Consider the following 13,856-nt stretch of genomic DNA (forward strand, 5'->3'; position numbering starts at 1 on the left):
CGAACCGGGGAGGTGGTGCGAATTGCTGCCTCTGCCGATCGACAAAGACACGACGAGAACTCACTGGGGCACAGGGGTGCCTTTCGGTGGGTCCTTGCCGTGCGAATCGTGTCGACGAATTGACCGGGCAGCGGGCCGGAGGTCTGCCATTGCGAGCTCCTGGGGGTGAACGGTACCGCCTTCTCAGGAATCCCGGAGAAGTGGGACCAAGTACCGCAATGAAGGATGTCCGGTTAATCTCTGGTTTGTTAACACGAGACGATCTTCCGATCACTCGACCTCCGCCAGGCGGGTGAGCGCAAGAATTATCAGCCCACTTTCCACCTGATCGAACAATTGTTGACCCGACTCTCGCGGCGGGTCGGATGCGCGCTAACCGGCATTGTTTCCGCAGTTCAGAGTCACAGTGATAAATGACCGACCAGTACCAGATGACGGGTATTTGACTGTGCGGTTATCGACCTGACAATGCGATTTTTCGCCGCAGGCGACACCTGAGAGCCACCTGAGAGACTTCTAAGAGAGACCTGAGAGGAGCCTTAAGCTGGGCAAATGTCCCGCCCGGCCGCCGACCGCGTGATCGACTGGACGAAAGATTGCTTGAATGTTAATCGATAGCCCTGTGAGATAGGCCCCTCTAGCCAAGCCCAGATCCCGCGTGCCACCATCCGACCAGTCGTTTCGGCCGTCGCCCAGGGAGGACCCAAGTCGTGAGTGAGACCCAAGCGAAGGCAGTCGATGTCGTCGAGGACGACGTCGACAGGGAACCCGCGAAAACCACCGGAACCACGGAATCCATGGCGGCCGCAACGGATGAGTCCGAGGAGTCCGAAATGAAAGCCGCGGACTCGGATTCCACGGTGAGCCCGCCGCCGACGAAATCGCGAAAGCTCGCGGAAAAGACGTGGTGGCTGCCCTGGCTGCTGGGCGTGGCCGCGCTTTTCGTCGCCGTCCTCGTGCTCACCGGCGCGTTCGACGGCGAGCCGGAACCGGAGGAGCAGATCCGCGACCGGCAGGCCGTGCTGCCGAAAAGCACCCACACGGTCGTCTATGAGGTCAGCGGCGTCGGCAAGTCGCCGGAGATCCGGTACGTCGTCGACGGGACCGCCCAGACCGAGAAGGTCGAGGGCGTGGACCTGCCGTGGCGCAAGGAAGTCCAGATCACCGTCGGCCCCGGCATCGGCATCGCGCAACTCCTCGCGGCCAACGCCGACGCGGACTCGATCTCCTGCTCGGTCAGCGTCGACGGCCAAGTAGTCAACCAGGGTGTGGCACCCGGCCAGTACTCCAACGTGGCCTGCTCCGCGGTGATCCGCCCCAACCCGAAGTAAGGGAGCACGGACATGCGGTACCTGTCGCGTTCACGCGGTAGAGCTCAACTGTCGCCCGACCCGCGGCTGGGCGGCACCGAGACGGCCGCGTCGTCCGTGCCCGTGCGTGCCCGGCGGTTCGGCGTGCTGCTGAGCCTTGTCGCCATGGTGTCCGGCGGTGTCCTGATGGGCGCGGGCGTCTCGTCAGCGGCCGAGACGGTCGTGCTGGAGAGCTGCTCGGCCCGCGTGGTCGGCGTGCCCGGCCAGCCCATCGCGCTGCGGCCCTCAGCCGTCGAACCGCCCATCCTCGCCGCCCTGGCCCCACTCGACCCGCTCGGCGTGACCCGGATCCTGTTCAGGCAGGTGTGGTCCACCCTGCCGCCGATCCCCATCGGCGCGGTGCCCGACACCGGCCAGGCGATGATCAACGGCGACGTGATCGCCAACGCGGTCACCACGCAGCTGTTGGGACTGCCGGTCCTCTCCCCCGTCATCGGCACCCTGCTACCGACGGTGTGGAGCACGATCGCCCAGACCTGCGGAGTCGTCGGCGAGGTGGCGGGCACCGCCACGGGCGGGAGCCCGGGCACCCCGCCACCCAACAACCCGGCCCCCGGCCCGGCGCCGACGACCACAGTCCGCCCCGGCCCCGGAAAGCCAGGCGCCCCAAGCACACCAGGTGCCTCGCCGTCGTATCACGAGTCGGGCCCCGCCGTGCCGCCCGGTGTCGCGCCGGAGCATCCGGCCGGTTCGCCGGGAGGCGCGAACCAGGCCTTGGAGTACCCGGTCGAGTGGAAGACCAGGGCCCCGGGGCTCGGCCTGCCGCCCGAAGCCGTCGCCGTCCTCACCGCCCCAGCGGGCAACAGCCCCGTTCCCCAGTTCGGCCTGGCCGGACAGGGCGACGCGGCCTCCTCCAACCGGGCGACGGGCAGCGCGGTCCCGCTGACCACCGCCGCCCGCGGCCTGTCTTACGGACCCATCGTGCTGGCCGCCCTGCTGATCGCCCTGGTGGCCGCCCAAGCCGCCCGGACCATCGCCCTGCGCCGCTCGGCCCCCGCCGGGGCGTCCCGGCTGGGCCTGCAGTGGCGGCAGCTGCGGATCCCCGTCCCCGTCGTGAAGCGGTGACCTCATGCCCGGGGTGACCACACCACCGGCACGGCGTCCGTACCGTGCTGGACGAAACCCCTTGCGCCATAACGGAACGTCAGCTCCTGGCCAGGATCGAGCCGCAACCCGGGGCAGCCGTCGAGCAACGCGTCGACGGCGGCCCGGACCTCGATCCTGGCCAGCGGCGCGCCCACGCAGTAGTGCGGTCCCAGCCCGAACCCGAGCTGGGCGGGTCGCAGGCGCACGTCGAACACCTCCGGATCCGGGAACGCGTCCTCGTCGTAATGCGCGGCGGCGATACAGAAGTAGGCCATGCTGCCGGCCGCGATCGGCGTCCCCGCGATCTCGACGTCCTTCAGTACCAACCGATACAGCCCCGCGGACGGGTTGGCCCAGCGGAACGCCTCATCGATGGCGGGCTCGATCAGCGACCGGTCCGCGCGCACCTGGTCGAGGGCGTCGGGGTTGAGCAGCAGCGAGCTGATGGTCGCCGTCATCATCTGGATGGTCGTCTCGAACCCACCCAGAACCAGTCCTACCACGGCGACGACACACGCCTCCAGCGAGAACTGGTCCTCGTCGAGGTGCGCCCGGGTGATCTCGCCGAGCAGGTTGTCCCTCGGGTTGGCCAGCTCCGCCTCGACCAGCGTCCGCGTGTAGTCGCTGAGCTCCTGGTACGCCCGCATCCCCGGTGCCGCAAGCGCTTCCTCCATCGGTGAGCCGAGCCAGCTCACGATCGTCCGCACCCACGCCAGCCCCTGGTCGCCGACGTCGTCCGGAATCCCCAGCAGCTCCAGGAACACCTCCATCGGATACCGCGCGATGGCGTCCTCGACCAACTCGGCCCGGTCACCCTTGAGGGACCCGAACGTGCGCACAGCGATGGGAACGATCCGCTCCTCGTAGCGCCGACTCACCCCCGGGCTGAAGAACCGGTTGTGGATCCGGCGCTGCCGGGTGTGCTCGGCCCCGTCGTGCGCGATCATCGAGGCGGCCATCGGCCCCATGCCGTAGAACTGGGTGCCGAACGTCCCGGTGTCGCGCAGGGCGGCCGAGACATCCTTGTGGCGCAACACCAACGGCGCACCCATCCGCTGGTCGAACACCACCGGCAGCTCCCGCCCGAGCGCGGCCAGCTTGCGCCCCAACGTCATCGGCGAATCGAACTGGGCGGCGAACACACTCTCGGCAACGGTGATCATGGACGCCTCTCTCCCGGACAACGGCACGCCGACTACATCGCCGCACCCGCCCGAGATGTGACGTCACTGGGTGACGCCGGGGTCGCCCAGCGTCAGTTTCCCCACGTAGTTCAGGGTCGCCTCCGGGGTGAGCGGGTGGAACCGCCCGGCCCGGACGTCGCGGTAGGCACGCTCGATCGGGAACCGGCGGAAGTACGCCCGGCCACCCATGATGTCCATCGCCAGGTCCACCACCGCGATAGCGGAGGTGACCACGTGCCGCTTCGCGGTCATCACGGTGGCGAGGACCGCCGGTTCAGCGCCGTAGTCGTCACCCAGTTCCTCGATGGCCCCCAGCAGCGACCACCACGCCTCCCGCAAGTGCGCGTCCATGAGGCCCACCTGCCGCCGCGCTTGCGGTGAGGCGGCGTTCACGGCCACATCCCGGGCCCCCGCGGCGATCCCGTAGTAGGTCGCGGCAACGACCGGGGCGAAGTGGATGGCCGCGGCCATCAGCGGGCACCCCGAACTCCCCGTACGGCCGTCTCCCGGCGATCTTGTCCGCGGGCACGAACACGTCCTCCAGGACCACGTCGTGACGCGGCCAAAACCGGCGCGCTGAGCCTTACCGGCACCCGCTGGATCGTCCGCGGCCTGCCCAACTGGCTCCAACTGAGCCCGGCGGCGCCCTACGTCCAAGCCGCCCAGTTGAAAGCAGGCACCACGACGGTGACCAGCCCATGACGCCGCCCACCGTAGAGTGAGTCGAGACGATCATCCGGAAGGACGACATGAGCGACGACACCAAGCGCACGGTATCCATCGACCGGGTCAGCCTTGGCCGCTACGAGGTCACGAACGCCCGCGGCGGCACCCTCACCATCGGCGAAGGCGAAGACACCGACTTCACCCCCGTGGAACTCCTGCTCGCCGCCATCGGCGGCTGCACCGCGATCGACGTCGACTACATCACGAGCCGCCGAGCCGAACCCACCACCTTCACCATCACCACCACCGGCGACAAACTCCGCGACCCCGAGCGCGGCAACCACATGGACAACCTCGAAGTCACCTTCACAGTCCGTTTCCCGGAAGGCCCGGAAGGCGACTCCGCCCGAGAAGCCCTCCCCCGGGCCGCCAAGCAGTCCCACGACCGCCTGTGCACCGTCAGCCGCACCGTCGAGGCGGGCACGCCGGTCCACATCGAGGTCCGCTAGAGCACGTAAGACGCGATCATGTGGCCGATCTGGCGGATGTCGGCCCGCCCCTTGAACTCCAGACGCACATTGCCGAGCCCGCTGAACCACAGATCAAGCTCCGCGTCGAGGTCGAAGGTGCCGGCGGTCTCAATGGAGAACGCCTGGATCTTGCTGTAGGGCAGGGAAGTGAAGTCCCGCTTCTTCCCGGTGATCCCCTGAACGTTCACCGCGATCAGCCGCTTGTTGGTGAACACGACGAAGTCCCGGGCGCCTTTGAAGCAGAGGACGATCTCCTCCCCGGCGATGATGATCGGGGCGACCGAGGGAGCGATGTCCCTCGGGTCGCAGGGGGACAGCCTGAACACCGAGCTCTTCTCAAAGTCGATCATGCAGCCATGTTAGGTCAAGGCCGGGCTCATCAGACCCGCAACCGCGTCACACGCAGGCGAGCACTCCTCGCCCTCTGCACTAACCGGCCCGGATTCGGCGCACCAACCGCGATCGCTCCGACGAACCCGACCGGGCGGGCCACGGGGCGCGTCACTATCTTTCCGAATGCGTTCGGACCTCCCCGACCTCGATCCAGGCGACTTGGCAAAGGCCGTAGGCCCCGGCGCCTACGCGCGTGGTGCTCGGTACGCACGCCAACACGCGGTCGTGCGGATGCACTGGGATGCGCACGAGCAGGCGCTGTGGGTAGAAAACCAGATTTGGTGGGAGGTAAACGCCAGATCTGGAGGGGACTAAACGCCAGATCTGGTGGGTACCAAATGCCAGATCTGGAGGTGTGCGACATCGGCTGGATTCGGCGAGCGTGGCCGAGCGGGCAGGATGGCGCGCGGCGCCTGGTGGCGAGTAGCCATCTTTTTTGTCGCGTAGGGCCTGCCGACCGACCAGCGAGCCTCGGTCCAGCATCCGTCTGCCCAAAGATTGAGCATCAAACTTTGGACAATCTCTGGATCGATGCACGGTTAGCCGGATCGCGGGCTGGTTGAACGGGCCTCGGCGAGGTCGGTGATCAGGTCTGGGAGGAGGAGTTCCTCCTGGATCTGGCGACCCGCCTCGGCCATGCGTGGGGACAGGTCGGCATCCCACACGGCGACCGCAGGACGGCCCGCCAAGGCCTGGCCCGCCAATCGCCCAAGCGCGTCGTTGTACGCCGCAGTGTCGAAACGCCAAGGGCGCCAAGGGAAGTGCTGGGTCAGGCGGTTGGCTATTCGGACTCCGCCCCAGTCGAAGTCGCCGTGGTAGGTGAAGGTCGCGCCGTCGCGGGCGAGTAGTTCGAGGAGTTTGATCACCGCGGTTGACGGCTGGCCGTTGAGGCAGACCAGGGGCGGGCAGTCGGCGCCCAGTTCGTCGGCGGCGGTAGCGAGGACGATCGGGTTCTCGCAGATCCAGACGCGCCGCGCGCCGACGCCGAGAATCGGTTCGCGGCCGAGTTGGCGCAGGGTGAGGACACAGGGCTCTCCCGCCTCGCGTGCCAATCCGAGCATGCACGCCACGAGGGAGTCGGTGCCGCCGAGTAGGCCGAGACAGAGGACGGTGGACGACAGTTCGTCGCGGTGGACGCCCACCGCTGCCCAGGCGGCGCGGCGGTCGGCTGCCTGGGCGGTGCCGGTGGGCGGGTTTCCGTCCAGCACGCGGGCGGCGGCGAGGACCAGGGTCGCCAGTGGGGTGCCGTCGTCGAGGGCGTGGGCGTCGTTGGTGTGGCGGGCCGCGAGGACGCCCAGTGCGACACCCGAGGACGGAAGATCGTCGATCACGCACACGGCGTGGGCGACGAGGTCGGCCGCGTCGGCCGCGGAAGGTTTGAGTCTGCGGACGATGCCGGTCGATGTCAGCCAGTCTCGCCAGGGCTGTAGAAGGTGGCGGCGTTCGGCCAGGTCGTCGGCGGGGGCAAGAGCGACAGTCCAGGCCGCTCGGTCGGCTGCCTCCTGGCCCACACGGTCCGGGATGTCGCCCACCACCGCCCGCACGGCGTGGGCGAGGCTTGGGGCGGCGCCATTGGTGCGCAGCAACGCGTCCAGGTCATCCAGGGAGACCGAGACCGACGTTCCCCCGCCCGCTCGGCGACCCAAGAGCAGTTCCACCGCCCTGCGCTCGTCCGGGTTCGCCTTCGGCAGGGTCACGACGCCGGTCAGCGGCCTGCCGGACTCCAGGCGCTTCCGCAGGCGGGTGAGCAGCCAGGCGAGTTCGGGCTTGCCCAGCAGCCTGCGCAGGCGGTCGACGTCGGTCATTCGAAGAGAGTTCCGCTCACCGAACCGGTGTCCAGGCTCGGCACGTGCGGCACTGGGCGCGTGACTTCCACCCGCTCGCGGCCGTTCCAGCGCCACGGGGTGACCAGGACCGCGTCAATGCCGTCGCGGCGGGCGAGTTGGGCGATGGCCAGGCCGGGGACCTGCGGGTAACAGCCCCACTCTCGTTCGCTGGTCATCACCACGTCCAAGTCGAAGGATGCGAGCAGACCGAGACACTTGGCCCGTGAATCATCGTCGACGCCGGCGAAAGCCTCGTCCAGGGCGATCAGACGGGGCGCGTGCGGGTTGCCCGCGGAGCTGTAGAACGACGACGCAGCGGCGAACAGTGGGAGCGACGCGGCCAGCACGCGTTCGCCGCCGGACGCGGGGCCTGCCGCCGGACGCCATTGGCCGTCTTGGTAGCGCTGGATCGCGAACTCGTGCCACGACCGGTAATCCAGCGCCCTGGTGAGCTGGTCGACCCAGCCCCCACCGTCATCCGTGGTGTGTTCGCGGTTGATCTGCTCCTGGAGGAACGCGCCGACGAGTGCGCGGTCGTCCTGGCCCCAGGCGTCGGCGGTCTGGCGCAACAGCCGATCTCGCACGCGGTCGAGGCCTTCGGGCGCGCCTTTGGCTGTGCGCCACCGCAAGCGCAGTCGCATGCCGGTCGAGGTGGGGCGGGCCTCCAGGTCGGCGTTGATGCGGCGGACCTGGTCCTCGGCGCCGGTGATGAGTTCCTGGAGGGTACCCGCGACCTCGTTGACGAGGTGGTTCTCCAGGATCTCCCGTTCCTTGGCGGACAACAGGTTCGTGCGCTGGTCGGTTTCCATGGTGAGCGCGTCGACCAGGGTCGGGATGTCCTGATCGCGGCCTTGGAACCGCACGTCGACGAGCATGACACCACTGTGGACAGTCAGGCCGACGGAGTGGCCGTGGCGCAAGAGCGCGTCAGTGAGCAGCTTGTGCTCGTTGGACACGCGCTGCTGGATGAGTTCCCACGGCCGGTCCGCGTCATCCACATCCTCCAGGGCGGCATTGATCGCCCGCGCCAGGACGACCGTCGGCGTGGGCGCCCACTCGGTCCGCGGGTCGGGCACCTCAAGGTCCGGCAACGCGGTGGCGAGCAGGCCGGTCGCGGCGAACTCGCGCAGGTCGGAGACCGCGCGGTCGCGTTCAGCCACCACCGCGCCGATGTTCTCGCGCAGGGTTTCTCGCCGCCCATCGGCCTTGCCGCGGTTGTCGGCCGACTGCTTCTCCTTGGTCCGCAGGGTGACCGCGTCCGCTTCGCAGCCGGCGAGGGCTCGCTTCACGGCGGCGAGTTCGGCGTGGAGGCGCTCGACGCCCGCGCCCGCCGACTCCCGCAGGACCGCTAGCCGTTCGGCCGCCGCGACCGCGCGTTCCCGCGCTTCGGCGGCTTCCTCAGTGACGGCCAGCTGTTTCTCGACAGCCTCCGCGAGTTCGGATTCCGCCTCGGCGACAGCCAGGGCCGCACGGTGGGCGGCCCTGGCCGCGGGCCACAGCTCGGCGAGCGCGACCCGGTAGTCGGCCACCGCCGCGCGAACGACGCGCAGCGCGTCCCGATCGGTGGGCAGACCTACATCGCCCGCGAACTCCTCTGAGCGCTCGCGCTCGACCCGCGCCCGCTCGGACTTCTCGGAAACGACCACAAGTGCGGCCGCCAGGTTCTCGTCGATGCCGCGTTTGACCTGATGTGCGCCCGCCAATCGGGTGTGGGCTTCGCGCAGATCCTCATCACCGGGAAGTGCCTTGTGTTCGGCCATGAGAGCTTCCATGAGCCGGACCAACTCGGCCGCCGTATCGGTCAACTGGGCCCGCACCTGGCGAAGTCGGTCCTGTTCGGTCCGCAGGTGCGCCAGCCGGGCGCGGCGGGCGGCCTCGCGCGCACCCTCACCGATATAGATCGCCGAATCCTTGTGCCACGCGCCGGAAAGCACGCCGATGGTGAACCGGCCATCGGCGTCGACCCACGTCGACCCGGTTGGGCCGAGTCCGATGGCGCGCAGCACAGCGTTGATGCCTGCCTCGCTGAGGGTGGCCGCGTGTTCGTCGGCCGAGTCGATCGCGGGGACCAGGACGGAGGCCAACGCGGTGCCCTGGACCGCTTCCCCAGCGACGACCGTGGTGTCATCGGCGTCCAACAGCCGGCCGTCCGGGGTTACCCAGGCATCGAGGATGCCCGCGGCTTCCATCGCCGCCTCGATACCCGCGCGGTCCGTGTGGCTCACGCCCGGAGCGAAGTCCACCACCCTCCACAGTGGAGCTCCTGGCCGTCCCAGCCTGCTTTCGACTGCACGGGTGCACGGGGCGGGTGGCGCGTCGTGGCCGCCGGATTCGAGTCGGTCGATTTCGTCGGTGACCACTCCGATCTCGGCATCCACAGTCGCCGACCGCGCCCTTGTCTCAGCCTGGCGACTGCCCAGGTCCACCGTCGCGAGGGAGACGGCGCGATCGACAGCCGCGGTGACCGGGTTCGCGCCGTCAAGACTGTCCGTCCAGGCTTCCAGCTCTCCGAGCACCGTGTCCACATCGGACAGAATGAAGCCGGTCGCTTCTGCCAGGTAGGCCGAACACGCCTGGATCAAGTGCGCCCCCGCATCAGCGAGGCGGCCTTCGAACTCGGCGATGCGTTCCATGGCCTGCTGGTTCTCACCGGTGAGCCGATCGACGGCTTCGCGAGCGCGACGCAGCTCGGCTTCGGCCGCGGCCACCGACTCCAACAGCCGGTCCAGCTCCGACACGGCCTGGATCTGCTTGTCCACCACAGTGTCCCCAGCCCGGCCCGCGGCGGCGTACGGCGGAGCATCCTGGACGAACTCGGCCATGACGTCGGCATGGGCGCCGCGCACCATCGCAAGTTCCGCGCACCGTTCGGCGGCGGCTCGTGCCACGTCGAGCGTCGTCTGGTCGGTATGAGCGGCGTCTCGCTCGCGCTCGACCTTGCTTTCCTTGCCCAGCACGGTGCCAGCCGCCGCGGCTCGGTCGCTGTCGCGCTTTCCCGCCGTGCGTTCCAGGCTTTCGGCTTCCAGGCGGGCCGCGTCGAGCCGCTTGGCGTCGGTCATCTCCGGGCTGTCGTTGAGCGCTTCCTGGCGAGCCACGAGTCTGCCGCGTTCGGCGGCGAGGTCGACCAGCGCCACCTCCGCCGCGCGCAGCGCTGTCTCAGCAGCATGGAAGTCCGTGTCGGCCTTGGTGAGCTCGGTATTCAGCGTTTCGTAGCGGCTGTGCGCCTGACGAGGCGGGAGACTGCGGCGGCGGGCGGCAATCCTGGCGTAGCGGCGGTAGTGCGTCAGGAACGCCTCGGCGGCCGTCTTCGCCTCACCAAGCCCGCGCAGCGCTTCGCGTTCCTCTTCGAGACCTCGAAACGCGTCGGCCACGGTCGTGACCAATGACTGGTCCAGCGGCGGCAGGGCCTCGGTCAACGCGCGGGACAACAACTTCTCGTCGGGCCGCTTCGACAGCTGCGGCTGGCGCAACTGGATCAGCAGGTTGACCAGCGCCTCATACCGGTGCGCACCAAGGCCGAACAGCGCTTCGTCCACCGCGCGCCGATAATCGGTGGCGGTGTCGTAGACCATTCCGTGCCCGTCGACGGCGTCCTTGAGCCGTTCCCTGGTCAGCGCCACCCGGGTTGGGCTGAGCAGCGAGAGTTGGTCGCCGATGCGTTGCGATGTCATGAAATACCAGTGCCGCGCGATGCCTCGACCCGCGACCGCCTTGAGTCCGCAGCCGATCGTGCGGTACTCGGCCGTGCCGTCGGGCAGAAGCCTGCCGAACTCCAGCCAGGTGTAGCCGAGCCGCTCGCTGTTCGGGTGTTTGCCGCCGAGCAAGAGGTTCCACTCCATGCGCTTGTTGCGGTCGCCGTCCGGTTCGACCCGGTGCGGCGACAGGTCACCGTCGAGCAGGAACGGCAGAGTCAGCGCGAGGACCTTCGACTTGCCCGTGCCGTTGTTGCCGCGCAACAGAAGTCGGCCGTCGTGGAAGTGGAATTCCTCGATGTCGTAGTAGAACAGGTCCACCAGGCCGGTGCGCAGGGGCTGCCACCGCGCGATCCGGGGAGTCGGGTTCACTTCTTGTCCCCTTTTGCGGAGCGGATCGTGGGCTCGTCGACGGCGTATCGAGTGATCGCGGGAAGCGGGACGACCACACCTGGCAGGTCTTTCACCAGCCGCAGCGCGCGAAGCTTACCCAACGCGACGTCGAGCAGTTCGTCTTCGGCTCCGGGTTCGGTGACGCCCTTGCGCCAGAAGCTCACGTGCTTGGCCGCGAGTTTTCGCACGTAGACGCGCAGATCGTCGAGCGGGGTCGGCGCGTTGTCGCGCGCCAGGTATTCGGCGACCAGAAGTGTGACGTGGCCGTCGGTGCGCTGCTCGGGCATCCGCACGTCAGTCAGCTCGTCGTCGGCGTCCACCATGGCGATGCCCTCGGCGCGCAGCTCCGCCACCAGTCCGGTGGCCTCGGTGATGCGGCGGGTGATCGCGTGGCGCTGGCTGACCAGATAGGCACGCTCGTCGGCGGCGAGATCGTCGTAGTACACGACGGGATCGTCGAGCAGCTTACAGGTCAGCCGGTGGCGCATGGCGCGGTTGCGGAGTTCGTCGGTGTCGGGCACCAGTTCGTGCGTCAGGTCCGCGATCCGCTGGTCCACGCTGGTCGCGGTCACGGTCGACGGCCCGCGCTGCCCGGTGAGCATCGCGGCCAGCACGCGGCGGCGGACGTCGTAGAGCACGTCACCGTTGGCGGAGAGGTAGGCGTCCTCCTCGCCCGCGACCCGGTCGAGCACACCCCAGTTCAGCAGCAGGCGAACCACAGCGACCAGATCCGACCGCTCGTCCCGGCGGCTGAGGGTGAAGGAGATCCTCGTGTCGACCAGGTCCGGCTCGGCGGCTGCCGTGAGCACGCCCTCAGCCAGTCTGCCGAGCGTGATCTGGGCGTCGGCGCGTCCCAGCACGGCCAGCGCCAGACAGAGCAGCACATACCGGCGTCGGCCGAACGCCGGCTTGGTGGCGCCGTCCCGAGCCGGATGCGTGCCGTCCGTGTCGGCGGGCGCGGTCTTGAACAGGCGCACCGAGTCGCCGTCGACCTGCAGGCGCCACCCGGTCTCCTGCGCGAGCCAGTGCCGCAACTCGGTCGCGTGTCTGCGAACGAGGCGGATCATCTCGTCGTCCTTGCCCGACACCAGCAGGGGCCGGATCAGCAGCGCCCGCAAGGCTTTGCGGCGCTGCACCGCCTGCTCGTCGGTGAATGCCGTCGTCATGTGAGCACTCGCGGCCGAGTCAGGTCGACGATGTCGATGAGGTGTTCCGGTCCGCGCAGCACACCGTCCTCCGTGTCGATGTCGACCACGCCGCCGGCGGCGACCAGCGACAGACGGATCTCCATCGTGCCGTCGCTGGTGGTGGTCTTGACCTCGGTGTCACCGGGCAACCGAGCGGAAAGTGCGTCGCCGAGCAGACCGAGGAACAGTCGGAACGCGCGGGCGTCGAGCACGTCCAGGTCGGACAGGCGGACCGGGCCGTCGGTGGCCAGCCGGCGGCGCGCCTCGGCTACCTCTTCGGCCTCCCGGGCGGCCAATGCCTCAAGTGCCCGGCGCTGTTCACCGCGGTCAGCGACCTGCGACGGCCGCCCTCTCCGCTCATAGGTGCCGGTGCGACGCAGCTGCGGGCTGATGTGCACGGCGGGCGCGTCCGCCCATGGGGTGTTGGGGGTTGGCTCGATCTCCTGCCAGTCGGTGAGGGTGGCAGGCGTGACCGTCATGTGTCGGGCGGAGTTGAGGCCGAACGCCGCCCGCCACAACCGGTGCGCCGAGTCGTCGTCGGGAACTTCGGCGAACCAGCGTGCCAGCGTTCGGAAGTCGGCCGACCGGTCGGAACGGCCGGACCGTCGCTCGTTGAGCGCCGCAACGGTGTCGATGAGCTGGGTGATCGCGCTGACCGCCGCACCTCGCAGCAGCCGGGCCTGCGACGGATGGCCTGAACCAGCCGAGACGAACCAATCGCGCAGGCCCCTCCACCGGTTGCGCCAGCCGTCCAGGACCCTGGTGTAGTCCTCCGTCGCCAGTTCGTGGTCGGGTGCCGCGTCGACCGCCTCACGCCGCGCCGCGACGCCGAGCAGGCGGTCGACATCGTCGACGGCGATCTGTCCGAGGAGGGTGGCGATCTCCGCCCCACGGTTGGCGAGGTCGGCGATGAACCGGTTGATGTAGTCGATGAGGCGCTGCTTATAGGCGACGAAGGCCTCCACGTCGCCGTCGGCGAAGTCGATCACCCGCCGCAAGGAGGCCATGAACGCCTGGGCATTGTCGGCCAGGCCGCTGAACCGCTCGGCGAGACCGAGTAGGAGAAAGTGCACCTTGGCCGGGTCAAGAGCCGCCGGATCGGTGGCTGCCAGCTCGGCGAAAGCGCGCAGCTGGACGGCGATGTCGGCCAGGGCAACCGATTGCAGCGCACCGCGTTTGCCGATCGCTTCCTCGTAGACGGCGATGGCGTCCTCGGCCGCCTGCCCGCGCGGGGTCAACTGGTAGAGGTAGCGGGCGCGGTGGAAATCGGCGACCGTGGTGACCCGGCCGGTGTCCGGGTCCGAGCGCAGGTTTCCCCAGTCGACGAGCTGGTCCAGCGCCGATCCGACCTGAGCGGGGTCGCCGCCGCCGAGTTCGGCGGCGACATCCTCGGGACGCAGGTGAACGATGAACCGGTCACGGGCGCGGGCGAAGGTCCGGAGCACGGCGCGGTAGATCTCGGCGTTGGGTGCGCTCAGGTGGGCGAACGGCTGACTCGTGTCTGCGCCTTGCGCGGTCATGGCACCCAT

10 protein-coding genes are annotated in these 13,856 nt (G+C 68.9%); 3 read left to right on the forward strand and 7 right to left on the reverse strand.

Features of this window, described 5'->3' with window-relative positions:
- Nucleotides 1-710 precede the first annotated feature (710 nt).
- Complete coding sequence (locus tag ACUZ2Y_RS12795; protein ID WP_476330345.1) at nt 711-1,331, forward strand: MmpS family transport accessory protein; 621 nt, start codon at nt 711-713, stop codon at nt 1,329-1,331.
- A 12-nt stretch (nt 1,332-1,343) separates the two neighbouring features.
- The gene (locus ACUZ2Y_RS12800) at nt 1,344-2,435 is read left to right on the forward strand and encodes a hypothetical protein (protein ID WP_476330347.1); all 1,092 of its coding nucleotides are present in this window, start codon (nt 1,344-1,346) and stop codon (nt 2,433-2,435) included.
- 2 nt (nt 2,436-2,437) lie between these two features.
- Here the strand turns inward: ACUZ2Y_RS12800 and ACUZ2Y_RS12805 are convergent, their stop codons facing one another.
- Together ACUZ2Y_RS12805 and ACUZ2Y_RS12810 are read right to left on the reverse strand one after the other, a co-directional pair.
- Entirely contained in the window at nt 2,438-3,619 is a 1,182-nt protein-coding gene (locus tag ACUZ2Y_RS12805; protein WP_476330350.1) for a cytochrome P450, read from the reverse strand.
- 63 nt (nt 3,620-3,682) lie between these two features.
- Entirely contained in the window at nt 3,683-4,111 is a 429-nt protein-coding gene (locus ACUZ2Y_RS12810) for an acyl-CoA dehydrogenase family protein (protein ID WP_476330353.1), read from the reverse strand.
- Between the two features lie 278 nt (nt 4,112-4,389).
- Between ACUZ2Y_RS12810 and ACUZ2Y_RS12815 the strand changes: the two genes are divergently transcribed.
- Nucleotides 4,390-4,815, forward strand: a complete 426-nt coding sequence (locus ACUZ2Y_RS12815) for an OsmC family protein (RefSeq protein ID WP_476330355.1) — start codon at nt 4,390-4,392, stop codon at nt 4,813-4,815.
- On the opposite strand, the gene ACUZ2Y_RS12820 is transcribed toward ACUZ2Y_RS12815, so the two are convergent.
- The 5 genes from ACUZ2Y_RS12820 to ACUZ2Y_RS12840 all read right to left on the reverse strand — a co-directional run bounded on the left by ACUZ2Y_RS12820 (nt 4,812) and on the right by ACUZ2Y_RS12840 (nt 13,847).
- Nucleotides 4,812-5,186: a PH domain-containing protein gene (locus ACUZ2Y_RS12820; protein ID WP_476330358.1), complete on the reverse strand. Its 375-nt coding sequence runs from the start codon at nt 5,184-5,186 to the stop codon at nt 4,812-4,814. The two genes, ACUZ2Y_RS12815 and ACUZ2Y_RS12820, sit on opposite strands and share 4 nt — an antisense overlap.
- A gap of 582 nt (nt 5,187-5,768) precedes the next feature.
- The gene (locus tag ACUZ2Y_RS12825) at nt 5,769-7,034 is read right to left on the reverse strand and encodes a TIGR02679 family protein (protein ID WP_476330361.1); all 1,266 of its coding nucleotides are present in this window, start codon (nt 7,032-7,034) and stop codon (nt 5,769-5,771) included.
- Entirely contained in the window at nt 7,031-11,119 is a 4,089-nt protein-coding gene (locus tag ACUZ2Y_RS12830; RefSeq protein WP_476330363.1) for a TIGR02680 family protein, read from the reverse strand. The genes ACUZ2Y_RS12825 and ACUZ2Y_RS12830 overlap by 4 nt, the downstream gene beginning before the upstream one ends.
- Nucleotides 11,116-12,306, reverse strand: coding sequence for a TIGR02678 family protein (locus tag ACUZ2Y_RS12835; RefSeq protein ID WP_476330366.1), 1,191 nt, complete (start codon nt 12,304-12,306; stop codon nt 11,116-11,118). The genes ACUZ2Y_RS12830 and ACUZ2Y_RS12835 overlap by 4 nt, the downstream gene beginning before the upstream one ends.
- Nucleotides 12,303-13,847: a TIGR02677 family protein gene (locus ACUZ2Y_RS12840; protein ID WP_476330367.1), complete on the reverse strand. Its 1,545-nt coding sequence runs from the start codon at nt 13,845-13,847 to the stop codon at nt 12,303-12,305. The genes ACUZ2Y_RS12835 and ACUZ2Y_RS12840 overlap by 4 nt, the downstream gene beginning before the upstream one ends.
- Between the last annotated feature and the right edge of the window lie 9 nt (nt 13,848-13,856).

It is taken from the genome of Actinokineospora sp. UV203 (assembly GCF_056323665.1).